The organism is Halosegnis sp. (genome assembly GCF_042216475.1).
Classification (GTDB): domain Archaea; phylum Halobacteriota; class Halobacteria; order Halobacteriales; family Haloarculaceae; genus Halosegnis.
Genome location: NZ_JBDGTV010000016.1, coordinates 26,243 through 52,285, shown reverse-complemented (window position 1 = coordinate 52,285; position 26,043 = coordinate 26,243). Strand labels below are relative to the sequence as shown.

The following is a 26,043-nucleotide window of genomic DNA, read 5'->3' as shown; positions in this document are numbered from 1 at the left end:
CCGGCAAGCGTTGCGCTGCCAGTGAGGCTTACGTGGCTGCGGGCAAACCATCAGATGATGCGACGACGCGCGACGCTCCGTGCTGGCGATTTGACGAGCCGCACGACTCGTCGCGTAGGGGCGTGAATGCCCCGGCCAGCTATTCTCCTCGCGACCGCGCTCGTACAGTTGACGATCAGATAGACCACCGCCGACCGATGAACGAACGAAGCCACACCAGAGAGGGGGAACCGACCGATGAGTAGCGAGCATGCCGTCCAGCGAGACGATGAAGAGCGACAGGAGCCGGTCACATCCGGTGCCGAGTCGGTTGTGCGCGCGCTTGAGAACGCCGGCGTTGAATACCTATTCGGCGTTCAAGGCGGCGCCATCATGCCCGTCTACGACGCGTTGTACGACTCCGAGATGACGCATGTGACAATGGCCCATGAACAGGGGGTAGTCCACGCCGCCGATGCCTACGGCATCGTTACTGGTGAGCCGGGCATCTGCATGGCTACCTCCGGGCCAGGAGCGACGAACCTCGTCACCGGCATCGCTGACGCCGATATGGATTCGGACCCGGTGGTGGCGCTCACCGGTCAGGTACCGACCGACTTCGTGGGGAGCGACGCCTTCCAAGAGACAGATACGACGGGCGTTACCCGGCCGATTACGAAAGAGAACTACTTCGCGGCCGACGAAGACGCCGTAGGCGACACCGTCGGTGAGGCGTTCGCGATGGCCGCACGCGGCCGGCAGGGACCCACATTGGTTGACCTGCCGAAGGACGTCACAAACGCCGATACGGATGCCCAGCCGGGGCCGGCGGAGACCCCTGCTACCTACCAGCCTGCCGAGCGGGCTGACGAACGGGCCGTTGAGCGGGCCGCCAAGGCGTTCGAGCGAGCAGAACGACCGGTGATTCTCGCGGGTGGCGGCATTATCAAGGGTGACGCGAGCGACGAGTTGTACGAGTTCGCCACCACCCACGATGTCCCCGTCGTGACGACAATGCCGGGCATCGGCGCCTTCCCAGAGGATCATGAACTGTGTCTAGAGTGGGCAGGGATGCATGGCACCGGTTACGCGAACATGGCGCTCACGATGACCGACTGCATGTTCGCGGTCGGCACTCGCTTCGACGACCGGCTGACGGGCGGTGTCGAGACGTTCGCGCCCGATGCAGAGATTATCCACGCGGATATCGACCCCGCCGAGATCTCGAAGAATGTTGAGGCCGACTATGGATTAGTCGGTGACGCGGCTGTCGTCATCGAGCAGTTCGGCGCCGCTGTCGCCGATTCGCCGGATACCGACGAGTGGCTCAACCAGTGCGAGCAATGGGAGGCGGAGTATCCACTCGATTACTACATCGATGAGGACGCACCACTCCGCCCGGAGTTCGTCGTTGAGGCCGTCGACGCTGCTACTGCCGACGACACCATCGTCACGACCGGCGTCGGTCAACACCAGATGTGGGCCTGCCAGTATTGGACGTTCACCGAACCGCGGACGTGGGTTTCCTCCCACGGCCTTGGCGCGATGGGCTACGGCGTGCCGGCGGCTATCGGCGCCCGCCTTGCCGCCGCCGACGATCAGTCGGTCATTTGTTTCGATGGTGATGGGTCGTTCTTGATGACGTGTCAGGAGTTGACCGTTGCAGTCCGCGAAGAGTTGGATATCACCGTCTTCGTGCTCAACAACGAGTACATTGGGATGGTGCGTCAGTGGCAGGACGGCTTCTTCGAGGGACGGCATATGGCCTCTGACTACAATTGGATGCCGGAGTTCGACGTATTAGCGGAGGCGTTCGGTGCCAGCGGTTATCGTATCGACGAGTACGACGAGGTTGAGGATACCATCGAGGCCGCGCTCGCCGAGGACGGCCCGAGCGTCGTCGACGTTCACATCGACCCTGAGGCGGACGTGTTCCCGATGGTCCCCTCTGGCGGCGACAACGGCCTGTTCGCGCTGCGAGGTGACCACCTGTGAGTAGCGTTGCGTTACACTCCGACCTGCTCGCCACTTCCCAGAGGTGGTGTGCATGAGCTCCGAGAAAGAGCCACCGGAACGCGGCCTGTTGGGGCCAGATCCCGAGGAGCGAGCCCGGCCGGAGGGGCGACGGAACAGCCAAGGCATCCGTATCGACCCCGAGACAGAGGCCGAACGGGCGCCCCGCCGGACGACTATCACTGCGCTGGTGGAGAATCAGCCAGGCGTGTTGTCGGAGGTGTCGGGGCTGTTCAGTCGCCGACAGTTCAACATCGAGTCGCTGACGGTCGGCCCAACCCAGAACCCTGACTGGTCACGGGTGACCGTGGTCGTTGAGGAGCCAGATCCCAATATCGATCAAATAGAGAAACAACTGGACAAGTTGGTGCCAGTCATCCACACTCGCGAACTGGGTGACGATGCGGTGCGGCGTGAACTCGTGTTGGTGAAGGTGAGTGCCGACGAGCCGGACAAGATTCACGCCATCACTCAGATGTACGACGGGACAACGCTTGATGCTGGTCCCCGGACCATTACCGTCGAGTTGACCGGCGCGGAGCAGGTCATCGACGACGCGCTTGATGCGTTCCGACAGTTTGATGTGCGCGAGATAGCCCGCACGGGCCACACAGCCTTGGCCCGTGGCGAGACGAAGACGTCTATCGCCCCCGACCGATTGAAACGAGACGACACCGATGAGTGACTTCGAGAACCCAGTATACTACGACGAGGATGCGGACGTATCGATCTTAGATAACCGTACCGTGGCTGTCATCGGGTATGGCAGCCAAGGACACGCCCACGCACAGAATCTTGACGACTCTGGTGTAGATGTCGTTGTAGGGCTGCATGAAGGCTCCAGTTCACGGGACGCGGCCCGCGACGACGGCCTCCGGGTGACCACACCGGTCAAGGCCGCTGAGGAGGCAGATATTGTGAGCATCCTCGTCCCCGACACGGTTCAGCCGGCCGTCTACGATGACATCGAGTCGGCGCTGGAGCCGGGCGACACGCTCCAATTTGCCCACGGCTTCAACGTCCACTACAACCAGATTCGGCCGCGTGCGGATGTCGATGTGACGATGGTCGCGCCAAAGTCGCCGGGCCACTTAGTGCGGCGCAACTATGAGGCTGACGAGGGGACCCCAGGCCTGCTTGCGGTGTACCAAGATGCCACCGGCGAGGCCCACGACGTGGGGCTGGCGTATGCGAAGGCTATCGGCTGTACGCGGGCAGGCGTCATCGAAACGACATTCCGTGAAGAAACAGAGACGGACATTTTCGGCGAGCAGGCTGTACTCTGTGGGGGTGTTACCTCCTTAGTCAAGCAGGGGTACGAGACGCTCGTTGACGCCGGGTATAGCCGTGAGATGGCCTATTTCGAGTGTCTCAATGAGCTCAAACTCATCGTTGACCTGATGTACGAGGGTGGGCTCGGCGAGATGTGGGACTCGGTGTCGGATACGGCTGAGTACGGCGGACTATCTCGGGGCGACGAGGTTGTCGATGAGACGGTCCGCGAGAACATGGAGGAAGTGCTCGAAGGCGTCCAAGACGGTACATTCGCCCGCGAGTGGATCTCCGAAAACCAGGCGAACCGCCCCAGCTACACCCAGCTCCGGCAGGCTGAGCAGGACCACGACATTGAGGACGTAGGCGCGGATCTGCGTGCCCTGTTCGCGTGGGGCGACGACGGTGGAGAGGAGGAGGTGCCCGCCGATGACTGACGAACTCGCGGACATCGACCATACGAACCCACACACGGATGCACCGTTTGGCGAGACGCAGACGTACGCCCGCGGTCGGACGGTTGCCGCCGACGGTGGCGCGCAGCCCGACGAGCCGACCGGAGATGGAGATTCAGACGCAGCGACGGAACCGGAGGCGGACGTTTCGACAGACGGCGGTGACGCCGAGCCCGATACGCTTGCAGACATCGACCACACACCTCGCCGGGGAGCACCGAGTGCGAACGCTGCCTATGATGCTGCCGATGGAGCGAACCGATGAGCTCGGGAACACTCTATGACAAGGTGTGGGACCGCCACAAAGTGACCGAATTGCCGAACGGACAGGACCAGCTGTTCGTCGGTCTTCATCTCATCCACGAGGTGACGAGCCCGCAAGCGTTCGGAATGCTCCGTGAGCGTGACATCGAGGTGGCGCGGCCGGATCTTACCCACGCGACGGTCGACCATATCGTCCCGACAGCCGACCAGTCCCGGCCGCTGGGAGATGAAGCGGCTGAAGAGATGATGGCTGAACTCGAGGCAAACGCCCGGGAGGCCGGCATCGAATTCGATGACCCGACGACGGGTAATCAGGGTATCGTCCACGTCATCGGGCCGGAGCAGGGCATCACCCAGCCAGGGATGACCATCGTCTGTGGCGACAGTCACACGTCGACCCACGGCGCGTTCGGTGCGCTGGCGTTCGGCATCGGCACCTCCCAGATTCGTGACGTACTGGCGACCCAGACGGTCGCGATGGAGAAAAAGAAGGTGCGGAAGATAGAGGTAACCGGTGAACTCGGCGACGGCGTCACCGCGAAGGACGTCATCCTCACTATCATCCGAGAGCTCGGTACGGATGGCGGCGTCGGCTACGTGTACGAATACGCCGGCGAGGCTATCGAATCGCTGGACATGGAGGGCCGGATGAGCATTTGCAACATGTCCATCGAGGGGGGCGCCCGTGCGGGCTACGTCAACCCTGATGAGACCACATACGAGTGGCTCCGCGACACCGATGAGTTTCGCGACGACCCTGAGCGGTTTGAGGAGCTGAAGAGTTACTGGGAGTCGATTCGGTCCGATGAGGACGCCGAGTACGATGACGTGGTTACTATCGATGGGTCGGATATCGAGCCGACGGTGACATGGGGAACGACGCCCGGACAGGGCGTCGGCATCTCCGAGCCGATTCCGGCTCCAGAGGAACTCCCCGCCGATAAACAGGAGACCGCGCGGATGAGCCAGGCGCACATGGGGATCGAGCCCGGCGATACGATGGAGGGGTACGGTATCGACGTGGCGTTCCTCGGCTCTTGTACGAACGCGCGGCTCCCCGACCTGCGTGCAGCCGCAGAGATAGTGAAGGGACGGCAGGTGGACGAGTCTGTTCGCGCGCTGGTTGTCCCCGGGAGCCAGCGGGTGAAGGCTGCAGCGGAGGCCGAGGGCTTGGACGAGGTGTTCCGAGAGGCCGGCTTTGAGTGGCGCGAGGCTGGCTGTTCGATGTGCCTTGGCATGAACGACGACCAGCTTGAGGGTGACGAGCGGTCCGCCTCCTCCTCCAATCGGAACTTCATCGGCCGGCAGGGGTCGAAGGACGGCCGAACTGTGCTGATGTCACCGGAGATGGTCGCGGCCGCCGCCGTCTCTGGTGAGGTGACGGATGTACGTGACCTGCCACGGAAAGAGGTGGAAGCATGACCGAGACGGAGACGGACATCCCTGAGGTGACGGCCGTGTCAGGGACAGGGATTCCTGTTCGCGGCAACGACATCGACACCGACCAGATTATCCCAGCACGGTTCATGAAGGTCGTTACCTTCGACGGACTCGGGGAATTCGCCTTCTTCGACCAGCGGTTCGACGACGAGGACAACGAGAAGGACCATCCGTTCAACGACGAGCAGTTCCGCGACGCAAACGTACTGGTGGTAAACGCTAACTTCGGCTGTGGCTCCTCTCGCGAGCACGCGCCTCAGGCGTTGATGCGGTGGGGAATCGACGCCATCGTTGGGGAGTCGTTCGCTGAAATTTTCGCCGGCAACTGCCTCGCACTCGGCATTCCGACTGTCACTGCCGATCAAGAGACGGTTGAAACCATCCAAGACTGGGTCGACGAGCACCCCGACGGAGATATCGATGTCGACGTGGCGGGGGAAACAGTCACGTATGGCGACACGACTGTGGAGGTAGATGTCGACGAGGCCCAGCGGAAGGCGCTCGTTGAGGGCATCTGGGACACGACGGCGCTGATGAAGTCTAACGCCGAGGCGATTCGCGCTACCGCTGAGTCTCTGCCGTATGTTGACCAGCCCGAACCACGGGTCGCGAATGACTGAGGTCGTCGTCATTGAGGGAGACGGAATCGGCCGCGAGGTGGTGCCCGCTGCCGTCCGCGTGCTAAAGACAGTCGGCAATGGCCTCTTCGAGTTCAGCCACGCGGAGGCCGGCGACGCCGTCGCAGAGCGAACCGGCGATCCGCTGCCCGACGAGACGTACCGCATGGTCGCTGACGCCGACGCGACGCTGTTTGGCGCCGCCGGCGAGACGGCCGCGGACGTCATCCTCCCGCTTCGGGAGGCCGTCGGCTCGTTTGTCAATGTGCGCCCCGCACGGGCATACCCTGGCGTCGATGCGCTCCGCCCGGAGACGGATCTCGTCTTCCTCCGTGAGAACACCGAGGGAGTCTACGCTGGCCACGAGGACCGTCTTTCTGCGGACCTATCGACGCTTACCCGCGTCGTCACCACCTCCGCTTCGGAGCGGCTGGCAGAGTTCGCCTGCGAGTACGTGACCGACCGCGGCCTTGACAAATTCCACGTCGCCCACAAGGCGAACGTGATGCGGGAGACGGACGGCCGGTTTAGAGAGGCTGTTCTCGAGATCGCAGAGCAGCGTGGTGTGGAGACGGAAGAGGTGCTGATGGATGCGTTCGCAACGGAGCTCCCGCTCGACCCGAAGCGGTTCGACGTGGTTGTCACACCGAACCTCGCGGGAGACGTGCTCTCTGACCTCGCCGCGGGACTGGTCGGCGGGCTCGGGCTGTTGCCCTCCGCGAACGTCGGTGACGACAACGGGCTGTTCGAGCCGGTCCACGGTACCGCTCCCGACATCGCTGGCCGGGGAATCGCCAACCCTGCGGCAGCTATCCTTTCAGCGGCGATGCTGCTGGAGTATCTCGGGAAGACGGAAGCGGCGACGTCGGTCCGGGCCGGCGTTGAGGCTGTGCTTGCGGACGGGCCGCGGACGCCGGACCTCGGCGGCTCAGCGACTACCGACGAGGTAACCGACGCAGTACTCGCGCATCTCTAACTACTCGCGGCGGTAGGCCGCGAGCACGTCCTCCCAGGAGCCGTTCTCCTCGAGGTACGACTGGAGTTCGCGGGCGTATCCCTGTGTCAACTCCTCGGCCTCACGGACGCGTTCGGCGCGGTCTGGGCCGCTTGAGCTGCCCGAAAGCCCCAGCGTCGATAGTATTGAGCCGAGCATCCCCCGCGAGTCCTCACGGTCAACACCGCCTCCAGGCGTCGGTGTCCGCTCGCTTACCTTCTCTACCTCGGGCATGATGTCGGCCAGTTTGGAGGTATCGGCGTACAACCGCGGTTCGTCGCTCGTGTCGATGTCGAACTCAGTGGCGGTCATCACCAGCCCCCATTCCTGGCGACTGAAGCTACTCGCCTCAACGCGGTCCTCGAAGCGGGTGTCGACGGTCATACGGGCGCCGACGATTCGATCCTGCCAGTCACTCATACCCGTCAGTGGGTGTTCGCCGGGTATCAGCGTTTCTCACGACGTGGGGTCAGGCGTTCGGCGTCACGTCAATCTCCGCGTACATCCCCTCGTGAAGTGCGGCGTGGACATGACAGATCTCCTCGCCCAGTTCGACGAGCTCCTCCACTTCGTCGTCGTCAAGATCGGCCTCAACCTGAAGATGAAAGCGGACGGAACCATCGACGATGTCATCGTCATCGTTGAGGTTCGCCTCCGCCTCCGTCTCTATGCGCCCGAGGTCGATATCGTGTTCCCGCTTGGCGCCTGCGCGGAAGGCGAACGTGTAACAGGACGCGTAGTCGGCGAGCAACACCTCATTTGGCGAGGGGCCCTCCTCCTTGGTCGCGTCGATGGACAGCTCGTAGTTGCCGACGCGGCTGGTCGCGTGGAAGCCACTCTCGTTGACCGTGTTGGATTCGACGTCTGCCATTACGTGCGTACGGATGGCGGCCGCCGGTAAAAAGGTAGCCGGACCGCTACAGGATGAACGACTCGTCACCGTCTAGGACGACGACTTCTGCGTCGCTGCCGGTCACGCGCACCTCGCGGACAAAATCGTCAGTGTCGATCTCGATAGGGGGGAACGTGTCGTAGTGCATCGGCACCGCGTAGTCGACGTTGAGCCAGTCGACGGCGATGGCCGCCTGCGTTGGCCCCATCGTGAAGTGGTCGCCGGCCGGAACGGCCGCGATGTCGGGTTCCAGGAACGGGCCAATGACATCGCGCATCTCCGACATCAGCGACGTGTCGCCAGCATGGTAGAACGCCTCGCTCTCGGCGTCTGTCTCTTGCGTCGGCTTCGTCGTTGAGACAACGTAGCCCACCGGCGGGCCGGCACTGTACTCGTAGTCGGTCATCAGCCCGTTCGTGTGGTCCGCACGAACCATCGTGACGAACGTGTCGCCACACTCAACCGTACCGCCCATGTTCATCCCCATCCCTGCGACTGCATTGTCGAAGCCGAGTTCTTCCTCCGCGTACGCCGCCAGTTCGGGGACGGCCACCAGGGTCGCGTCGGAGAACTCCGCTGCGTGGGCGATGTGGTCCTCGTGACCGTGCGTGAGCAGGACGTAGTCCGGCGTCGGAACGTCCGCAGGGGCGGTGTCGGTCATGGGGTTGGCAAAGAATGGGTCCACCAACAGCGACGTCTCACCCACTTCAACACCGAACGTCGAATGACCGTAGTATGTCAGTTCCATACGCGCGGTCGTACTCGCGGCACCCGTATAACCGTTCAGGGGACGGGCCACGGCGGTTTTGCTCCTCGCGCGGCTACCGTCGACATGGTCGTTGACGAGTCGACGGTCGGTGATACCCCACTCGTCGCGCTCAACGTCGACTGCGCGCCGACGGTGCTTGGCAAGGTGGAGTGGCTCCACTTCCCAGGCATCGGCCACGGCGGTAGTTCACTGAAAGCCCGCATTGCCGTTGCGATGCTTGACGCCGCGGAGACCACGGGCCACCTTCCTGGTGCCACCGTTCTTGAAGCCTCCTCAGGCAACACGGCCCGCGCCCTGGCGCGGGTCGCCGGTGCCCGCGGCTATGACGCCACCGTGGTTGTCCCGGACAACATCGCGGCAGGCAAACGCGGTGCCCTCGAGGCGGCCGGCGCGACAATTCATGAGGTGCCAGCGGAGGCGGGCTACGATGCTCTTCTAGCTCGGGCAGACGAATTGGCTGCTGCTGGCGGCTACTGGCGCGCTGACCAGTATCGCAACCCTGCGAATCCGCGGGCCCACGAGCGGACAGGCCGAGAGATATGGCGTGACACCGGCGGCCAAGTGACGGGATTCGTCGCCGGCGCGGGTACCGGCGGCACGGTGACGGGCGTCGGCCGCACGCTTCGTCAGCGCGACCCAACCATCGAGGTGGTCGGTTTCGAGCCGGCCGACGCGACCCATAGCATCTGCGGGCTAAAGTACCTCCGCGGCGGCGGGTTCCATCCCGACACGTACGTGGAGTCAGTGCTCGACCGCAAGCGGTACGTCGACACCGAGCGTGCCCGTACCGCAGCCCGCGATCTCGCGGCCGCACACGCACAGACGAATCCGGCATTGATTGCTACTGGTCGCCACGACCCCGAGACGATCCGGCGTCACCTCCGGGTTGACGGCGACTTCCTCGTTGGTCCCTCGTCGGGTGCGGCCATCGCTTGCATCCGACGGCTGGCGAGTGAGGGGGTATTCGATCGGGAGGATACTGTCGTTGTCCCCCTGTGTGACCGCGGCGACACCTACCCTGAGGGGGACCTGTGGGGTGACCGGTTGTGACCGTCTGGCGGCGAGATTTATTGCCGGCTCGGCCGAACACGCGCGTATGGGCGCAACGTTCGAACTATACGAGGATGCTTCCGGCGACTACCGCTGGCGGCTCCGCCATGAGAACGGCAACATTATCGCGGACTCCGGCGAGGGGTACGCCTCCAAGCAAAAGGCGAAGCAGGGCATCGAGTCGGTAAAACAGAATGCCACAGACGCCGGTATCGAGGAAGGGTAACAACTTCCCGACGGAGCCACAGGCGATGATATGGACGTGGTCGTGTTCGAACACGAGAACCCGGCATTTGAGGCCGCCCTTGACATACGCGAACGGGTGTTCGTGGACGAACAAGAAGTGCCATACGACCGCGAAGTGGACGGGCGTGACCCGGAAGCAACCCACTTTCTCGGGCGCGTCGATGGCGAACCAACTGCAGTCGCCCGACTCCGTGAGTACGAGGAGACGGCGGTGAAAGTCGAGCGGGTTGCCGTCGTCGCCGCCAAGCGTGGCGAGGGGTACGGTGACGAACTGATGGATGTCGTTGAGACGCATGCGAGCGAGGCGGGCTACGACCGGGTCGTGCTCGACGCGCAGGTACCGGTCGTTGATTTTTACAAGCGCCGGGGCTACGCCCTACAGGACGACGAACCGTTCGAGGATGCTGGCATCCCGCACCGGCGGATGGCGAAGCCTGTCTGACCAAAGCAAAGCGGTATCCGTGGGCGCCGCCTCCCTCCGATATGGCGACGACGAGCGGCCGGTTTCGCGTCTACCGCGTTCTTGGGGCCGTGCTTCATATCAACCTCTTCGACGTTGCCGACCGCCGGTTATACTCTGTCTACCAGACCGACTATCCCGCGCCGCTCCAGTCGACCGTCGACTCGCTCGCGACGGGTGATATGATAGAGGCGACCGTCACCGGCGATCCCGAGGCGCCACAGGAGCCGTGGCGTCTTGAGGCCGCTGAGCGCGAGGACACGGCTAGTGTCGACATCGACTTCGCCGTCGGCGTCGAGTATCCTGATGTCGCCCGCCAGACGTGGGAGCGCGCACTCGCAGAGGCCAGCGAGGAGGGAGTCGTCCCGACCGGTCGGGCACTCGGTACCCAAGAGGGTGACGAGGCCGCCGGTGAAGTGTGGGTCCAGCCGCGTGACTCGCTCCCAGACGGGGGATTCACCCCGGCAGTGGCGGCTGGTCGCCTTCCGCTGGAGCCGTGGCTTGAGCGGCTCCCTTACGCCGACGCGCCGGCCGAGGAACTGTTGGCTATTGAGGCCTCAGACCCAGATGAGCCCGTCCGGGAGCCGTATGGCGTCTTCCTCTTCTTTACCAAGGCTGGCCGCGGGCTAGCGGATCGATACCGAGAGCGCTGGGACTTGCCGCGGGGAGCCGACTCGCGCCCCGACTTTGACCCGTATTGACTACTCCTTCAGGCCGAGGTCGTTGCTCATCGAGTTGCCCGGCCGCGGTACTCCCTTCGCGGTGTACGTCTCGCCGGTGATGAACGACGCGCCCGGGGACGCAAGGAACACTGCGAGGTCGGCAATCTCGGTCGGATAGCCGATACGCCGGAACGTCTCTGAACGAGCCGGGATATCCGACTCGTCGATACCGAGCGTCTCCGCGACCCCCGGTGTCTGGATGAGACCAGGCGCGATGCAATTTACCCGGACGCCGTCATCGGCCCACTCGGTCGCAAGCGTCTCTGTTAACCGGATGATGCCCGCCTTGGCCGCCCCGTAATGACTCTCGCCGGGGGCTGCGTGCTGACCGTTGACCGACGCCATATTGAGTATCGTGCCGCCGTCACCGGCCGGCTGGCGGAGATACTCGCCGGCCACCTGCGAGCAGCGGTATGTGCCCCCAAGGTTGAGATCAGTGACGGCTTCCCAGCCGCCCTCAGAGATTTCCTCGAAGTCGGCGACGAACTCGCCGCCAGCGTTGTTCACAACGACATCTAGCCCACCAAACTCGTCGACAGCGGCCGTGAAGAACGCCTCAACGTCCTCGCGCTCCCGAACATCACACTCGGCGGCGAGCGCTTCGCCGGGAACGTCTGCCTCATTAATGCTGTTTGCCACGGGACCGATTCGATCCATGGACCGTGAGCAGACCGCGACGTCCGCGCCAGCCGCAGCGAACCGCTCAGCAATCGACCGTCCGATGCCTCGTGATGCCCCCGTGACAAGGACGCGCTCGTCCGTCACGGAGAAGTCGGGAGCCTCCATATCCGAACACGGTTCCGCGAGGGGACTTCGGTCTGTCGCTCTCAGCAGTCGGGCGGCAGCTAAACGCTTAACGTGGCCCGCACCCACGCGCCGGTGTGCGATACGTTCGATTCCACGATGGTGAGGATATCCGACTCGGCGAATTAGTTGACGGCGAAATCCGCGCGTTCCCCAATCACGGGAGTCGACTGGCCAGCACGGAGTCGTTCGACGCTGACACCGTTGACCTGCTCCCGCCGTGTGATCCCTCGAAGATTGTTTGTATCGGGCTTAATTACGCCGACCACGCTGCCGAACAGGACAGCGAGATACCCGACCGGCCACTGCTGTTCCTGAAACCGCCTAACGCCGTGGCGGCCCATGGAGATGACCTCCGTCTACCGGCCGGCAAGGAGCGTATCGACCATGAGGCGGAGCTCGGCGTCGTCATTGGCGAGCGTGCGCGAGACGTCGCTGCTGAGGAGGCCATGGCTCACGTCGCTGGCTTCACCTGCGTCAATGATATCTCAAACCGTGATGACCAGCGTCAGGAGCAAAACTGGATTCGCGGGAAGGCGTTCGATGATGCTGCCCCCATCGGCCCGGCGCTGGCGACGCCGGATGAGGTGCCTGCCGACGCGAGCGTTCGCTGCCGCGTCAACGGTGAGACCCGTCAAGACTCGACGCGCGACCAGTTCATCTTCGACGTGCCGGAACTCGTCGCCGAGATAACGTCGTACCTGACCCTCCAGCCGGGCGACATCATCTCTACGGGCACGCCTGAGGGGGTCGGCCCGCTGGGGGATGGCGACGAGGTAGAGATAGAAGTAGAAGGGGTCGGCACGCTCCGGAACACTGTCTCTATTCCCTGACTCGGAGTAACAACGACTAAGTTTAGGTTCCCCTAATCCGCCGCTGTGAAGTTGACGCGACGCGATGCGCTGGCGGCGCTGACAGGGGCCGGTGTCATCGTCGGGGGCGGGGCGGCGGCGCTCTCGCGATCGGATGTCGTGGCCGAGGAGCAGCGCGTCGATCTACCCCTCGAGACCCTGACGGCGGCCGCCGAGACGGTGTATCCAAGCGAGGTGACAGGCGTCGAGACGTTCGTCGAGACGTACTCATTGGGTCGCATTGAGGGCCGCGAGGGGTATCTTGAGGGCGTGCGGTCGGCGACAGAAGAACTCGACGCGACGGCACAGGCTTGGGAGGACGGTCGGTTTGCCCAACTTTCCGCAGAGACGCGCGACGAACTACTGCGCCAACTGGGCGTCCACACCGCCGAAGAGGCGCCTGATGGGACGCTCGCCGAGCGGGTTCGCTACTATGTGGTTAATGAACTGCTGTACGCGCTGTATGCATCGCCGACGGGTGGTGAACTCGTCGGCATTGAGAACCCGCAGGGGTACCCTGGCGGGACGAACAGCTACCAGCGGGGGCCACGATGACAGAGACGGATGTCTGCGTCATCGGCGCCGGTCCCGCGGGCGCGCTGGTCGCGGACCAGCTTATTGAGGCGGGCTACGAAGTAACCGTCTTAGAGGCCGGTCCCCGATTTGAGGAACGCGACCACGAGCGGATGGAGCGGTCTATCCGGCCGGCCCACGCCGACCCGGAGGTGTGGGAAATGGGTGGTCCGCGGGACGCTTTTTCTGCGTCCGGGCCAGACTTTTATCCGCTGAACGTGGCCCGCGTGAAGGGCGTCGGCGGCTCCACCAATCACTGGCAGGGGATGGTGTATCGGCTCCATGAGGCGGACTTCGCGGGCGAAAACAACGCCCCCGCGTGGCCGCTGGAGTACACCGACCTGCAGCCGTACTACCGCCGAGCAGAGGCGGTGTTCGGCGTTGCAGGCGCCGCTGACAACCCGTTTGCGCCGCCACGCGAGTCGCCCCACCCCCTGCCTGCGTTCCCACCATCCTACTCGGACTCGCTATTCGCAGAGGCCTGCAAACAGGTGGGCGTGGCGACCCATTCGGCGCCAAACGCGCGCAACTCCGAGCCGTACGACGACCGCTCGGCGTGTGTCGGGTACGGCACCTGCAAGCCTGTCTGTCCGTCGGGCGCGAAGTATAGTGCCGACCACACGGTCCGGCAGGCCGAGGCGAAGGGACTCACTGTTCACACAGAGGCACCTGTCCAACGATTGGAGACAGACGCAAACGGGGGACGCGTGGCTCGCGCTGTCTACGCCCACGAGGGAGAAGAACGAACGCTCACGGCCGATCGGTTTGTGCTCGCAGCCGGCGGAGTTGAAACCCCACGGCTCCTCCTATTGTCGACCGACGACAGCCACCCGGATGGGCTGGCAAACTCGTCTGGGCTGGTCGGCCGATACTTCCACGAACATCTGTTTGCGGGGATGGGGGGTACGCTTGGAGAGCCGACTCGACAGAACCACATCGGCTTCATCACAACCGAGAGTCACCAGTTTTACGACGACCCTGGTGTGGGCACTGACGCAATCCCTAGTCGCAACGGCGAGTTCGCGCCGTTTAAACTGGAATTCCTCAACTATGCCGGCCCCTCCCCGGTCGAGATGGCAATGACGGGCGACGCATGGGGCGATGACCTGCTCCGGCAACTGCAGGATGCCTACGGTAGCCACGTCGCGATGGGCGGGCTGGTTGGTCAGCCGCCGCTCGCGCGCAACCGAATCTCACTCGACGAGTCGCGCACCGACGACCACGGCAACCCAGTGCCAGACATCATCTGGGAGATTGACGAACGAACGAAACGAACGCTCGCGCGGGCTAACGAGGTACAACGGGCCGTGCTGGAGGCGATGGGTGTCGACATCGAGTGGACCGTTGGCCCTGACAATACTGGACCGGCCTACCACCACATGGGGACGACACGAGTGAGCCGCGACCCAGCGGCGGGCGTTGTCCGCCCGGATTGTCGAACCCACGACGTAGAGAACTTGTGGATTGCCTCATCGTCAGTGTTCCCGAACGGTGGCGCGCTCAACCCGACGCTCACCATCGGCGCGCTCGCGCTGCTGTGTGCCGAAAGCGTCGCCGGAAGCCTTTAGAAGGGCAGCGCCGGCGCTGCGAGCAGCCCCGCGTCGACTAACAGGAGAATTGCCAGCACTGCGGCGGCACGGAAAAATGGGCGTGCCTCCCGGGCAGGTTCGCGAAGCTTCCCTGCTTCGAGGCCGTCCCTGAGCTTCGAGCCGGCTACCTCGATAAGCCCGGTCATCGCTACCCACATCACGAGCATCCCAAGCACGAGGTGCCCTCGCCCGGTTCCGGTGAGCGTTTCAAGAGTATAGAGCGTACCCGCTTGGTGGCCGCCAGTGAGCAGCAGGACGACCGCCGAGGCCCGCGTCAGCGTCGACAGCCCACCTGTCACCCGCGAGAACGCCTCGTTGCCGATATCACCGGCGACCGCCGCTGGATTGACGAACAGCGCGACATATAGCACGCCGCCGGTCAGCGCCGCGGCAAACAGCATGTGAAGCACGTACGACACTGCCAATCCGACGCCCATTTGCAGGGATACGAAGAGAGGTCCCATGCTTCCGCGTCTCTCGGTGCGTCCGTGAATCTACCGCTCTGCGCCCGGTGTGAGCAGTCTTAAGAGTCGGCCGCCGCTTCTCCCGGTATGGAACCACGGGACCTCTCCGCGCACGTCCCCTACGAGGCTGGACGTGGCATCGAGGAGACCGCTCGCGAACTTGGCGTCACCCCTGAAGAGCTGACGAAACTCTCTTCCAACGAGAATGCGTGGGGACCGTCTCCGAAGGCCGTTGTCGCCTTGCGTGAGGCGGCCGCGACAGTCCACGCCTACCCGAAGGCATCCCACGCGAATCTCACCGAACAACTGGCCAACCGATTCAACGTGACCGACGAGCAGGTGTGGGTTGCCAATGGCGGTGACGGGGCTCTCGACTACCTGGCGCGCGCGCTTATCGAGCCCGGTGATCGAGTACTCGTCTCTGAGCCGGGGTTCGCCTACTACGCCATGTCGGCTCGCTTCCACCACGGCCGAGTGAACCACTATCCGCTGGAGAAGGCCGACGGCTTCGCACAGACAGCCGACCGTGTGCTCGACAGCTACGACGGCGAACGTATTGTCTACGTCACCTCGCCACATAATCCTGCGGGCACGGAGATGCCTCTCGAAGAGGTTGAGCGGCTCGCTGACCAGACTGCCGATCGAACACTCGTTGTTGTCGACGAGGCATACGCCGAGTTCTCCGAGTCTCCCTCTGCTGTCAAACTGGTTCGCGAACGCGACGATGTGGCCGTGCTTCGCACATTCTCAAAGGTGTACGGGCTGGCTGGCTGTCGACTCGGCTACGCGCTTGTTCCCCCGGCGTGGGGCGACGCCTATGCCCGCATCAACACGCCGTTTGCCGCGTCGGAGCTGGCCTGTCGGGCTGGTCTCGCCGCTCTTGAGGACGACGAACACGTCGAAAAGACAGTGAAAGGAGCGCGCCGGGCTCGTGAGTACATGTACGACAACCTCGAGTGTCGCACCTTCGAGTCACAAGGGAACTTCGTGTTGGCGGAGGTTGGTGATGGTACACGCGTGTTTGAGGCTGCGAAGCAGGCTGGCGTCATCGTCCGGGACACCACTTCGTTCGGGCTGCCGGAGTGTGTCCGCATTACCTGCGGAACGCCGGCCATGACTGAACGCGCCGTCGAGGCAGTCAACGACGCCCTATGAGGGTCGCCGTCACCGGCACCCCAGGCACGGGCAAGACGACGGCAACCAAGCAGGTCGAGACAGACCTGACGGTGGTTCATCTCAATGATGTCATCGAGCGGGAGGGGTACGCGGCCGGCACCGACGAGAAGCGGGGCTCCGTTATTGCCGACACTGATGCCGTCGCGGCGTGGCTCAACGGCCGCGAGGATTTACTCGTCGAGTCACATCTCGCGCACCACTTCCCAGCTGACCGTGTGATTGTACTCCGGTGTCACCCCGCGGATATAGAGCGGCGGCTGACTGACCGTGGAGACTCAGAACAGAAGGCCCGCGAGAACGCCGAGGCAGAGGCGCTGGACGTGGTGCTTTCCGAGGCTGTTGCGGAGCACGGCGCCGATAGCGTCTACGAAGTAGACACCACCGACCGCGACCCCGGCGATGTAGCTGCCGCAATCGAGTCGGTGATCGCCGGCGAGCGTGATCCAGCCGTCGGTACGGTCGACTTTATGGAATACCTATGACGCTGGACCGCTACCGCGAGACGGCCGACCGCGCCCTCCGGCCGGCCGTTGATGCTGCTGTCGCAGTCGGGCTGACACCTAACGGCATTTCCGTCCTCGCGTTCGCGACAGCGCTGCTGGCGGGCAGCGTCTACTGGCTCGCGACGCCAGGGTCGCTGCTGCTGTTGGGGGGCGCCGTACTCGTGTTCGCAAACGGCGTCCTTGACGTGCTTGACGGAATGGTAGCACGTCGGACCGGGACAGACTCTGACGCAGGCGACTTGCTCGATCATGTCCTCGACCGCTACGCCGATATTGCCGTGCTGGTGGGCTTGGCAGGCGGTACCGGCCGGTTCGGACTCGGACTCGCCGCCGTCACCGGCGTCCTGATGACATCGTATCTCGGCACACAGGCGCAGGCAGTTGGGCTCGACCGTGTCTACGGCGGTGCCGTCGGCCGGGCTGACCGACTCGCCATCGTTGGGGTCGTCACCGCCATCGCCGCGTTCTGGACGCCAACGGTCGCGGGGCTGTCACTTGCGGGACTGCTGCTCGTTTTCTTTGCCGTCGTCGGTCACCTGACGGCACTCCAGCGGTTCTACGGCGCGATGCGGGCACTTTAGTCCCAGAAGGCGTTCGTGCGCGCGTACTCCCGCTCGCGTGCGAGGATGTCTCTGTAGAAATCTTCCTCATCCTCCCGCAACTTGTTGATGACGCGGGCAGCGTTGTGCGGGCCCACACCGCGTGCTGCGAGCGCTTTCACCGCTTTCTTGCCGTGGCCTTGCACGAGCGATGCGGCCCGGTAAGCCCGCTCGGTCATCCGCTCCTGCTCATCGTCTCTGTCGTCGCTTTTAACGGCGCGTACGGCCTCGTCAGCCCACGGATTGAGCGCCGCAATCCGGGTTGACCCGCACGTGGGACAGGAGGGCTGGTCGTCGATGCGTCTCACCTGTCGGCGCCGCTCCCAGTCTTGACAGTGGAGGCAAAACAGCAGCATCCGATCTGTCTCGATGCGCTCCTTTACTGTCTCGACGACGGAGGCGTCGGCGTTCTCTGGGGACAGCAGTTCCTGCCCCGATGAGCGTCCACCGAGGCCGACGGACGTCCGCTCGCCGACCGTCTCGATGGTTATCTCGCGGCGCCGCACTCGCTTGAGCACTTCAGCCGTCCGCTCGACGTTAAGCTCTGTCTGTAGCGTCTCGCGGAGTGCTTCTTCATAGACGGGGGTGTCCCGGAGTGCTTCCAGCAGGCGATCACGACCGAAGCCACGGCCGCCTTTCCACCCCTTGAGTGCGCCGAACTTGGCGGCTACCTGCGCGAGGGTATATTTCAGTGAGTCGGAATTCTTCAGAGACAGTTCGATAAGTGGCGCGACGTGTTCAGGGTCGGTGTCATACAACAGATCGACGACGTCGCCGATGTAGATGCCGGACGGCACTTCGAGTTCGACCCGGTACGGGTCCGTCTCCAATCCGACTGACGAGCCGGTCTGTTGGCCGATCAGTGCTGATAGTAACCGTCCTAATGTCTCATTGGTGGTGTGGCCGAAGGCTGCATTGATTACTACCTCCCGGCCGTAGCCCTCCACAAGCAGTGTGTCATCGCTGGGCATCGGCGCCTCATGTGCCTTGATCTGCGAGAGCGCTTCACTGGCGGTGGATTCGTCGGTGGGGTACTCGGCGGCGAACTCGCGTGCGACGGCTTGCCGATCGCGGCCGTCCTCGAACGCCTTGCGGGCCCTGGCGCGCATCCGGCCGACCCGCTGGGCAACCTCGTAGGGGACAGGTATCTCTTGGCCAGTCCAGGACGGAACCTCGCCGCCGGGATCCTCCACAGGTGTCACCTGCACTTCCTCGTCGTCCTCATCGACCGTCGTGATTCGCCACATCTCGCCGCCCTGTACGAATACTTCCCCTGGCGCAGCGAAGTTGACAACGAACCGCTCGGCGAGTGTCCCAACCGTCCGTCCAGAGGCCATGTCAACGACCCGGAAGTTCTGCTCGTCAGGTATCATCGAAAGGTTGCGGTAGAAGTACTCCCAGGTGCCGCGTGACTTCTCGAGCCGGTCGGCCTCTTCGTTTAGCCACAGGACATGGTTGTCAGACAGTTCTCGGACTACCTCTTTGAACGTCTCCTCCTCCAGGTCCCGGTACGGGTACGCTCGTGAGAGTATCTCGTAGCATCCGCGGGCCGACACCTCACCGAATCCCATCAGAATCCCTGCAATCTGGTTGGCAATCGTGTCGAGACTCCCGTGATGGATGTCTGCGCTCTCAACGACGCCCTCCTTAGCCATGCTGGCTATCGCAAGTGCCTCGAAGGTATCGTCCGGTCGTGTCGTTACCACCGTCCCCGTCGATGTTCGGCCAGACCGATGGCCGGCGCGGCCAACCCGTTGGAGGAGCCGCGCCACCTCGCGTGGACTGTGATATTGGACGACGTGATCAATGACGCCCACATCGATACCAAGTTCCATCGATGAGGTGCAGACGAGAGCATCGATGTCGCCGTTCTTGAGCCGCTCCTCTACGTCGACGCGGGCCTCCTTCGAGAGCGAACCATGGTGGACCGCGATGTCGGTGCCGTACTCTTTTAACCGCGAGCCGAGTCCCTCCGCCGTCGTTCGGGTATTGACGAACACGAGTGTCGAGTCATGAGTGGTGATGAGTTCGTCGATGAACCGGACGTGGCTCGCAACCGCGGCGTCAGTGACAAGTTCCGACGCGAGTATCTCATCGTCGGACGTTATCTCCGGCTGAACGACCTCGACATCGAAGTCATCAGCAGCATCTACCTCGATTACTTCACAGTCGCGTCCGCCGGTGAGAAAGCGACCCACCTCCGCGGGATCACCGACGGTCGCGGAGAGCCCGATTCGCTGGAAGGCGCCCGCGTACTCTCGGAGATGCTCAAGCCCGACCGCCAGCTGTGTGCCTCGCTTCGAGGCGGCGAGTTCGTGCACTTCGTCGACGATGACGTGTCCGACATCTTCGAGTGCCCGTCTGAGCTTCTCGCCAGTGAACATCGCTTGGAGCGTCTCCGGCGTCGTGACGAGCACGTCTGGGGGGTTGTCGGCCTGTTTGCTCCGCTGATAATCGGTAGTGTCGCCGTGACGCACGTCAACAGTCACGTCGAGTTGATCGCCCCACCAGTCGAGGCGCTCGCGCATATCACGGTTGAGAGCGCGGAGCGGTGTCACGTACAGCGCCTGCACTCCGTGAATCTGGTCACGCTCCGCTACCGCAGACAACACCGGCAACATCGCGGTTTCGGTCTTTCCTGTGCCCGTCGGAGCGACGACGAGCCCGTTGCGGCCCGCCGCTAGCGGCGGAATCGCCCGTCGCTGTGGCTCGGTCGGTCGGTCGAACCCCCGTTCGGAGAGGGCTGCCCGGACCGGCTCCGCGAGGTGGGCAAACGCGTCAAGCCCATGGGCGTCGGTCACAGCAGTTGTAGGGGCGACGAGCGATTAAGCACCACGGTCAGACCCGCTCGTAAGCGCCTAGTCGCGTCCCGTCCAGCAGGTATGCCTCCCCGTTGGCAAGCCCTTCTGGGAGGAACGGCGCGAGGAAGTCATCTGCCTCGTTGACCCACGTCCCGCCGACTCGGTCGTTGAATGCCGGAAACACGACGCAATCGGCCTCTGGCTCCATCCCATTGTGCTCGCGGAACGGCCCGGGCGCCAACCGGCCCCGGAGCCACACCCGCTCCGTACGCGCGCCACCAACCTCGTCGGTGAGCCGCACCTGCGGGTGTTCATGGGCGACACAGACTGTCTCCGAGGACAGTACGGCCGGGTTGGGCCAGGTATGGCCGTGTGCGAACCCAATGTCGCCGACGCAGATGCCGGCCCCTTCAGAAAGGGTCACCGCGTCGTATGCGTCGGCTACCGCCGCCAATCCACCGTCGTGATTCCCCTTCGCCACCACGACCGGCGCCCGGTCAGTGAGCGCGTCGAACAGCGCCCGCAGTTCTGCCCGTTCTTCATCGCCAGGCGTCCCGATGGCGTCGCCCACATCGCCCAGTAGAACGACCCGGTCAGGCCGCTCACGATCCACCAGCCTCACCAGCCGCTCGCGGCGCTCGCCGGCGGCGGACGCGAGCTCAACGCCTTCGGTGCGCAGCCGCACCTCGAGACCAGCGTGATAGTCTGCGGCGATTAGCAGCCGCTCGTCATCCGTTTCAGCCGTCGCAACGGGGGAATCGACGACCGGCTGGACCACGCTATATAGGCTTCAAGACCCCCTCATCGGGCTCATAACACCGTCCGCTCATCAGCGCGTCCTCGATAGCCTCTGCAACGGCGTCAGCATCGGCTCCCGTTCGGTCAACGACTGCCGCGGTCAGTGCCTCGCGGTCCGCGCCGTCGCCCTCGTCGAGCTCTTCCATCACTGCCATCACCGTCTCATCGAGCGGCTCGTCGGACGAGGGCTCGGACTCCGGCTCTGGTTCCACGTTGCCTTCCGGCTCCTCTCTTATCGGCTGCTCACTTGCTGACTCCGCGGCCGAAGACTCCTCGGACGGCGGATTCGAATCCGCAGACGACTCCCGTTCCGTCGCTTCTGGCTCGAGTTCCGGCTCCGGCTCTACCTCATCGCCGGTGGTGAACTCCGTGCCGAATTCTGACTCTATCTGCTCGCGCTCATTTTCGGAGAGTACCTCTTCTTCCGGATCGAATTCGGGCTCCGTTGGCTCGGCATCTGTCTCAAAGTCACCGAGTTCGTCAGCCTCGAACTCTCCGACGGATTCGTCGGCCGTCTCCGGCTCGTCTATGTCTGAGTCCGCCGGCGGTTCATCGGCCGTCGACTCTCCTGCTATCGGCGCTTCGGTCGATGGCTCTTCTGCCGGCTCCTCTGTCACCGATCCCTCTCTCGTCGGCCCGTCATCTGACGACTCCGCCGTTCTGGTCCCGGCGCTCCCCGTTGTCCGGTCGGTGCTCGTCTCTTCGGAGACAGGGTCGAACTCGGCGCCGCTCGGTACCTCGGAATCTGTCTCAGTTTCTGTCTCTGTCATCGCGGGCTCGCCTGCGAGTGCAGCCGCCGCTGGACCGTCGCCCTCGTCGGGGGCGACATCAAATCCGCCTACCTCGTCCCGTTCACCGGCTACCATCTCCAGCGTGGCCTCTGCTAAATCACGGAGTGCCGACAGGTATGTCGGCGTCGTCCCGTAATGATCGAGCGCAAGCGCAATACCCGACGCGAGTGCCGGGTCTACCCCGTCTGCCAGTAAGTGGTCGACAAGCGCGTCGCCCGACTGGTTCGTCTCGATGGCGGCAGCGGCCGTCTCAACGCGGTCAATGGTTTGTTTCGCAGCCTCAACGGCCCACCGATCTCGGGTATCGGCGTCCACCTTGCTCACTGACTCAGGTCGGACACTCGTGAACACGCGGTCGCTGTCGTCCGGTTGGAAGGTGCGCGCCTTGCCGGTCACGGCGAGGAACGCCGGCGGCTCAGTTCGCTCAAGGAAAGCGAGCTCGTCTGGCTGGTACTGGCCAGCGTAGACAACAAATGGCCCCGTCGGGTCGACGACGCGTGCGCGGACCATATCCTCGTTGACCCACTCCTTCTCGGTGAGCACACCGACGAGAAATAACCGGTTCACTCGCGCGCCCGACGGCGTGATAACATAATTAGGTGCCCGTTCTTCGTCGCTTTCGGAGTACGAGAAGTCGGCGTCGTCGAACTCGGCCGCGAACAGCCGGTGGGCTACCTCCCGTGTACCCGGCCCGTCGTCGCCGTCGTCGTTTACGCTCATCCGCGTACCTCTGCAAGCGTTGCGCGGGCCCGCGCGGCTGGGTTCTCGTCACTCTCAGCAAACTCCGTCGCGTCGAGATTTGCACCGTATTCGTCCACGGACAACTGGCCGCGCACCCGGAACTCGCGACCGACGAGCGTGTCGCGAATGTCGTCGGCGACCACCTCCTTGTCCATCTCCTCGCGGGCATGCTCCTTGGCCGCCTCGATTCCGCCGCCATATACCTCCGCCGTAAGATCGTGTCCGAGGATGGTCGTTACGGCTCCTGTCCCATCGTCGAGGATAGCTTTCACCCGGAGATCGTCCTCGGCGTCAACCTGGCCATGTGAGCGACACTGCCCGTTCTGGACCACCCGGCCACACTCGGGACACCGCTCAATGAGCCCTGAGCCGTCGCGTACCTCGATGATGTTCCCCACGACGGTAACATCGTAGACGCCGCCGGACGCAACGGCCTCACCGATATCCATCTCGGGCGCCTCCTCACTGACCGGCACTGTCTCGCCGAGCGAGATGACCGAAGAGAACTCAGACACATTCACCGACGGCACACCCCTGAACTCTCGGATGGAGACGTTCTCGATGCGGACACTCGCACCCTCCTCGATAGCCTCGTGAGGATCCCAGTCGGTGAAGGGAAGCCGGCCGCTTTCGTCGCCGAGTACACCGCTCAGAATCTCCGTTTCGCCGTCCCGCCCGTCAATAACCTTCTGTTCACATTCGAGAACACGCACCACAACGTTGCGGCCGCGATCACCAGGCGACAGTGCCGCCAGTTCGCGGTCACCGCCCAACTCATAGGTCACCTCGAGTGGCTCGTCCTCAAAGACGAGTGTTGTGGCAGAGCCGAGGTTCAACTCCGGCTCGCCGTCCCACTCGCGAACGTCCGCGTTGCCCGCAGTGATGGTGTCCCCCACTGAGAGATCGAAGTCCTGCCAAGCAGTGTAGGAGATACGGCCCGTCTCGTCGGCCAGCTCCCCTTCGTAGATAACCTGGTCGTCGCCCTGGTAGCGGATGGACCGCTTGCCAACTGTCAGCACCCGGGCCGTGACGGTAACGTTGCCCTCGTCGGGTGAGACGTCAGCGATGTTCTTCGTTGCCGGCTCATCGCTTGTCGAGCCGTCGCCGTACTTGCGTCTGAGCGATCCCTTGGCCTCATCCAGCGGGACGGAGTAGCTGACGAGCTTCTCCAGGTCTTCAAGGACCTCCTCTTTGTCCGTACCGAGGTCGGAGGCGAGCTCCTCGGCCTCACGTTCGATGTCCATCGGCGGTGGGTTCGCTCCCGCTCCCCAAGGATGTATCGCCGCCGCGACGAAACGGCTAACCTCGCCGCGCAGCCAAATGTGGTGTGCACGTCCACGTGAACGCGGCCGTCTCCGTCGATGGAAAGCTCTCGACACGGCGACGTGAGCAGCTCGCCATCTCTGGCCCGGAAGATTTTGCGCGGATGGAACGGGTCCGGGCCGCCTCCGACGCCGTGCTCGTCGGCGTCGGCACCGTGCTCGCAGACGACCCATCGCTGCTGCGCCATGATGAGCGTCACCGCCGCAATCTCGGCAAGGAGGGGCTGCCGGCACGAGTTATCGCCGACTCGCGGGCGCGTACGCCACCAGATGCCGCCATCCTTGAGGGACCGGCTGTGACATACCTGCTTGTGACCGACCGTGCTCCCGACGACCGTGTCGACACACTCCGCACGGCAGGCGCCGAGATACGAACCGTTGGTGACGACCGTGTCAATCTCGCAGCTGCAGTTGAGATGCTCGCTCACGACGGACACGAGCGGCTAATGATTGAGGGCGGTGGAGAGGTTATTTTTTCGGCATTCGAGGCGGGCATCGTCGACGAACTCACGCTGTTCATTGGGAGCCTCGTCGTCGGTGGTCGAGAGGCGCCAACGCTGGTGGACGGCGAGGGCTTCATTGAGGAGTTCCCGCAGCTGGATCTTCGCGAGGTTGAACGGCTCGACGACGGGGTCGTGCTCTCGTACGACGCTTAGGCGATGTCCCGGGAGGTGTCGATGTCGACCTGCTCGCGCAGTTCCAGCTTCACGACATCCGCCAGCGCGACGCCGCCGCGGAATTTCGGGACAGTAAGATGGTTTTCGACCCGATCACCTTTCACCGACGTCTCTAAGTCGAACACAACGTCGGCCATGTGGAGGGTGGTGTCCCGCTGGCTCGGGACGTCGTACCCCTCCAAACAGTGGAGCACCGCCAGAGAGCCCGTATTGTAGATGTGATTCTGCAACTCATTCATGAACTTCCGGTAGCGAGGCCCCTCTTGTTGTTCGAGCACGTTCGTCGGGTCAATAATCAGGTTCGATGCCTCCGGAAGCGCCGACACCAGTTTCGAGGCGTTGTCCAGTGGGGCGTCACCGCCAACATCCCGAACAGTCGGGTCCCCGGTCCGGGTGCGGGCCTCATCGATGCTTTCAGCGACGGCGGTGTCAGTGCGATCGAGCGTGAGATATAGTGTCCCTCGGGTTGCCGTCAGCTCGTACAGGAACAGTTCCGCCTGACTTGCCGGCGCTGCCTGTAGGGCCACGATGCTCCCGGCGGGAATCCCACCCTCAAGCTTACGATCGAGGACGTCGATTCCCGTCCGGAGCCGGTCCTCCATCGCGGATATATTCGCCGTGGAATGTATTAAGGGTTCTGTCGAATCAGCGAGGCGTACGCCGCATCAACGGCCTACTCACCCCATGTTAGGCTGGTTTTCGTCTGACGCGTGGCACACGTGACCGCATCCCCGCTTGACGACGCCCCGACCGCGTCGGCTGCTGCTGGCCTCGGCACGCCCATCTCTGGTTGCGGGTACTGAGCCGTCGAGCAATCGCCGCGGTCTTCATCCCGCCGACCGGCCGGCTCCCCAGAGAGATACTATGCGGGGGGTCGACCCGCACGCAGACGACGACACTCGCGTCGGTGACGCGGGCATCGATGAAGCTCAGTAACTCTCCGTTCATATACCGAGCAAGTACACGTTTGTCACTCACACTGTCCCAACGTCACGATTGTCGCGATTGGCGCCGCCGACGGAAGGGGCACGGCCCCCCCGGGCCGCAGCTCCCGTCAGCACGAGCCAGATCGTTTTCTTCTCCGTTTCACCGCTTCCACTCGGTGACGGCGACCACGCGGGCGGTGGCCGTGGCGTGGAGAATTCTCGGTCGGCGGTCGGGGGATTGAAGACGCGAGGCGA

Annotated in this window: 27 protein-coding genes and 1 pseudogene; 18 read left to right on the top strand and 10 right to left on the bottom strand. The window is 63.7% G+C overall.

Translation table 11 applies throughout. The features are described from left to right. Positions 1 to 237 precede the first annotated feature (237 nt). Genes ilvB through ABEJ63_RS10740 form a run of 7 tightly spaced genes read left to right on the top strand, consistent with a single transcriptional unit; the run spans position 238 to position 7,016 of the window. Complete coding sequence (gene ilvB, locus ABEJ63_RS10770; protein ID WP_375796376.1) at positions 238 to 1,974, top strand: biosynthetic-type acetolactate synthase large subunit; 1,737 nt, start codon at positions 238 to 240, stop codon at positions 1,972 to 1,974. 52 nt (positions 1,975 to 2,026) lie between these two features. Then, positions 2,027 to 2,677, top strand: coding sequence for an acetolactate synthase small subunit (ilvN, locus tag ABEJ63_RS10765; protein ID WP_375796375.1), 651 nt, complete (start codon positions 2,027 to 2,029; stop codon positions 2,675 to 2,677). Then, positions 2,670 to 3,701: a ketol-acid reductoisomerase gene (gene ilvC, locus ABEJ63_RS10760; protein ID WP_375796374.1), complete on the top strand. Its 1,032-nt coding sequence runs from the start codon at positions 2,670 to 2,672 to the stop codon at positions 3,699 to 3,701. Before ilvN ends, ilvC begins: the two co-directional genes overlap by 8 nt. After that, on the top strand, positions 3,694 to 3,984 hold the full coding sequence (locus ABEJ63_RS10755; RefSeq protein ID WP_375796373.1) for a hypothetical protein: 291 nt from the start codon (positions 3,694 to 3,696) through the stop codon (positions 3,982 to 3,984). The genes ilvC and ABEJ63_RS10755 overlap by 8 nt, the downstream gene beginning before the upstream one ends. Next, on the top strand, positions 3,981 to 5,405 hold the full coding sequence (gene leuC, locus ABEJ63_RS10750; RefSeq protein ID WP_375796372.1) for a 3-isopropylmalate dehydratase large subunit: 1,425 nt from the start codon (positions 3,981 to 3,983) through the stop codon (positions 5,403 to 5,405). The genes ABEJ63_RS10755 and leuC overlap by 4 nt, the downstream gene beginning before the upstream one ends. Then, a complete protein-coding gene (gene leuD / locus ABEJ63_RS10745) occupies positions 5,402 to 6,043 on the top strand; it encodes a 3-isopropylmalate dehydratase small subunit (RefSeq protein ID WP_375796371.1) in 642 nt (213 codons plus the stop codon). Before leuC ends, leuD begins: the two co-directional genes overlap by 4 nt. Then, positions 6,036 to 7,016, top strand: a complete 981-nt coding sequence (locus ABEJ63_RS10740) for an isocitrate/isopropylmalate dehydrogenase family protein (RefSeq protein WP_375796370.1) — start codon at positions 6,036 to 6,038, stop codon at positions 7,014 to 7,016. Before leuD ends, ABEJ63_RS10740 begins: the two co-directional genes overlap by 8 nt. On the opposite strand, the gene ABEJ63_RS10735 is transcribed toward ABEJ63_RS10740, so the two are convergent. The 3 genes from ABEJ63_RS10735 to ABEJ63_RS10725 are packed head-to-tail and all read right to left on the bottom strand — an operon-like array spanning position 7,017 to position 8,674. Continuing rightward, positions 7,017 to 7,454 (bottom strand): DUF5799 family protein, encoded by a 438-nt coding sequence (locus ABEJ63_RS10735; RefSeq protein WP_375796369.1) that lies wholly within the window; start codon positions 7,452 to 7,454, stop codon positions 7,017 to 7,019. It abuts the gene before it with no gap. A 49-nt stretch (positions 7,455 to 7,503) separates the two neighbouring features. Then, complete coding sequence (locus ABEJ63_RS10730; RefSeq protein ID WP_375796368.1) at positions 7,504 to 7,905, bottom strand: OsmC family protein; 402 nt, start codon at positions 7,903 to 7,905, stop codon at positions 7,504 to 7,506. A 46-nt stretch (positions 7,906 to 7,951) separates the two neighbouring features. After that, on the bottom strand, positions 7,952 to 8,674 hold the full coding sequence (locus ABEJ63_RS10725; RefSeq protein ID WP_375796367.1) for a metal-dependent hydrolase: 723 nt from the start codon (positions 8,672 to 8,674) through the stop codon (positions 7,952 to 7,954). 84 nt (positions 8,675 to 8,758) lie between these two features. Between ABEJ63_RS10725 and ABEJ63_RS10720 the strand changes: the two genes are divergently transcribed. The 4 genes and pseudogenes from ABEJ63_RS10720 to ABEJ63_RS10705 all read left to right on the top strand — a co-directional run bounded on the left by ABEJ63_RS10720 (position 8,759) and on the right by ABEJ63_RS10705 (position 11,152). After that, positions 8,759 to 9,745: a PLP-dependent cysteine synthase family protein gene (locus ABEJ63_RS10720; protein WP_375796366.1), complete on the top strand. Its 987-nt coding sequence runs from the start codon at positions 8,759 to 8,761 to the stop codon at positions 9,743 to 9,745. A gap of 52 nt (positions 9,746 to 9,797) precedes the next feature. Then, positions 9,798 to 9,971 (top strand): annotated as a pseudogene (locus ABEJ63_RS10715) (HVO_2922 family protein); the annotation flags it as partial. 30 nt (positions 9,972 to 10,001) lie between these two features. Then, positions 10,002 to 10,433 carry a GNAT family N-acetyltransferase gene (locus tag ABEJ63_RS10710; RefSeq protein WP_375796365.1) on the top strand — a complete coding sequence of 144 codons (432 nt, stop codon included), beginning with the start codon at positions 10,002 to 10,004 and terminating at the stop codon, positions 10,431 to 10,433. A gap of 41 nt (positions 10,434 to 10,474) precedes the next feature. Next, positions 10,475 to 11,152 (top strand): hypothetical protein, encoded by a 678-nt coding sequence (locus tag ABEJ63_RS10705; RefSeq protein WP_375796364.1) that lies wholly within the window; start codon positions 10,475 to 10,477, stop codon positions 11,150 to 11,152. Here ABEJ63_RS10705 and ABEJ63_RS10700 read toward each other — a convergent pair whose 3' ends face one another. After that, entirely contained in the window at positions 11,153 to 11,959 is an 807-nt protein-coding gene (locus ABEJ63_RS10700) for an SDR family NAD(P)-dependent oxidoreductase (RefSeq protein ID WP_375796363.1), read from the bottom strand. It abuts the gene before it with no gap. Positions 11,960 to 12,054: 95 nt separating this feature from the next. Between ABEJ63_RS10700 and ABEJ63_RS10695 the strand changes: the two genes are divergently transcribed. Genes ABEJ63_RS10695 through ABEJ63_RS10685 form a run of 3 tightly spaced genes read left to right on the top strand, consistent with a single transcriptional unit; the run spans position 12,055 to position 14,969 of the window. Further along, on the top strand, positions 12,055 to 12,810 hold the full coding sequence (locus ABEJ63_RS10695) for a fumarylacetoacetate hydrolase family protein (protein ID WP_375796362.1): 756 nt from the start codon (positions 12,055 to 12,057) through the stop codon (positions 12,808 to 12,810). A 45-nt stretch (positions 12,811 to 12,855) separates the two neighbouring features. Continuing rightward, on the top strand, positions 12,856 to 13,383 hold the full coding sequence (locus ABEJ63_RS10690) for a gluconate 2-dehydrogenase subunit 3 family protein (RefSeq protein ID WP_375796361.1): 528 nt from the start codon (positions 12,856 to 12,858) through the stop codon (positions 13,381 to 13,383). Further along, complete coding sequence (locus tag ABEJ63_RS10685; RefSeq protein ID WP_375796360.1) at positions 13,380 to 14,969, top strand: GMC family oxidoreductase; 1,590 nt, start codon at positions 13,380 to 13,382, stop codon at positions 14,967 to 14,969. The genes ABEJ63_RS10690 and ABEJ63_RS10685 overlap by 4 nt, the downstream gene beginning before the upstream one ends. On the opposite strand, the gene ABEJ63_RS10680 is transcribed toward ABEJ63_RS10685, so the two are convergent. Further along, positions 14,966 to 15,427, bottom strand: coding sequence for a CopD family protein (locus tag ABEJ63_RS10680; RefSeq protein ID WP_375796417.1), 462 nt, complete (start codon positions 15,425 to 15,427; stop codon positions 14,966 to 14,968). The two genes, ABEJ63_RS10685 and ABEJ63_RS10680, sit on opposite strands and share 4 nt — an antisense overlap. Positions 15,428 to 15,541: 114 nt before the next feature. Between ABEJ63_RS10680 and hisC the strand changes: the two genes are divergently transcribed. From hisC to ABEJ63_RS10665, 3 genes are read left to right on the top strand one after another with little or no spacing between them, the layout of a single operon-like run. Continuing rightward, complete coding sequence (hisC, locus tag ABEJ63_RS10675; RefSeq protein ID WP_375796359.1) at positions 15,542 to 16,609, top strand: histidinol-phosphate transaminase; 1,068 nt, start codon at positions 15,542 to 15,544, stop codon at positions 16,607 to 16,609. Further along, positions 16,606 to 17,112, top strand: a complete 507-nt coding sequence (locus ABEJ63_RS10670; RefSeq protein ID WP_375796358.1) for an adenylate kinase family protein — start codon at positions 16,606 to 16,608, stop codon at positions 17,110 to 17,112. The genes hisC and ABEJ63_RS10670 overlap by 4 nt, the downstream gene beginning before the upstream one ends. Beyond that, positions 17,109 to 17,714 carry a CDP-alcohol phosphatidyltransferase family protein gene (locus ABEJ63_RS10665; RefSeq protein ID WP_375796357.1) on the top strand — a complete coding sequence of 202 codons (606 nt, stop codon included), beginning with the start codon at positions 17,109 to 17,111 and terminating at the stop codon, positions 17,712 to 17,714. The genes ABEJ63_RS10670 and ABEJ63_RS10665 overlap by 4 nt, the downstream gene beginning before the upstream one ends. On the opposite strand, the gene ABEJ63_RS10660 is transcribed toward ABEJ63_RS10665, so the two are convergent. From ABEJ63_RS10660 to ABEJ63_RS10645, 4 genes are read right to left on the bottom strand one after another with little or no spacing between them, the layout of a single operon-like run. Beyond that, a complete protein-coding gene (locus ABEJ63_RS10660) occupies positions 17,711 to 20,533 on the bottom strand; it encodes a DEAD/DEAH box helicase (RefSeq protein ID WP_375796356.1) in 2,823 nt (940 codons plus the stop codon). The genes ABEJ63_RS10665 and ABEJ63_RS10660 overlap by 4 nt on opposite strands. Before the next feature lie 37 nt (positions 20,534 to 20,570). Beyond that, positions 20,571 to 21,311 carry a metallophosphoesterase gene (locus ABEJ63_RS10655; RefSeq protein ID WP_375796355.1) on the bottom strand — a complete coding sequence of 247 codons (741 nt, stop codon included), beginning with the start codon at positions 21,309 to 21,311 and terminating at the stop codon, positions 20,571 to 20,573. A 1-nt stretch (position 21,312) separates the two neighbouring features. Further along, positions 21,313 to 22,842, bottom strand: coding sequence for a hypothetical protein (locus tag ABEJ63_RS10650; RefSeq protein ID WP_375796354.1), 1,530 nt, complete (start codon positions 22,840 to 22,842; stop codon positions 21,313 to 21,315). Then, positions 22,839 to 24,107, bottom strand: a complete 1,269-nt coding sequence (locus tag ABEJ63_RS10645) for a Single-stranded DNA binding protein (RefSeq protein WP_375796353.1) — start codon at positions 24,105 to 24,107, stop codon at positions 22,839 to 22,841. The genes ABEJ63_RS10650 and ABEJ63_RS10645 overlap by 4 nt, the downstream gene beginning before the upstream one ends. A gap of 83 nt (positions 24,108 to 24,190) precedes the next feature. Between ABEJ63_RS10645 and ABEJ63_RS10640 the strand changes: the two genes are divergently transcribed. Next, positions 24,191 to 24,841, top strand: coding sequence for a 2,5-diamino-6-(ribosylamino)-4(3H)-pyrimidinone 5'-phosphate reductase (locus ABEJ63_RS10640; protein ID WP_375796352.1), 651 nt, complete (start codon positions 24,191 to 24,193; stop codon positions 24,839 to 24,841). Here the strand turns inward: ABEJ63_RS10640 and ABEJ63_RS10635 are convergent. Further along, positions 24,838 to 25,464, bottom strand: coding sequence for an RAD55 family ATPase (locus ABEJ63_RS10635; protein ID WP_375796351.1), 627 nt, complete (start codon positions 25,462 to 25,464; stop codon positions 24,838 to 24,840). The two genes, ABEJ63_RS10640 and ABEJ63_RS10635, sit on opposite strands and share 4 nt — an antisense overlap. Between the last annotated feature and the right edge of the window lie 579 nt (positions 25,465 to 26,043).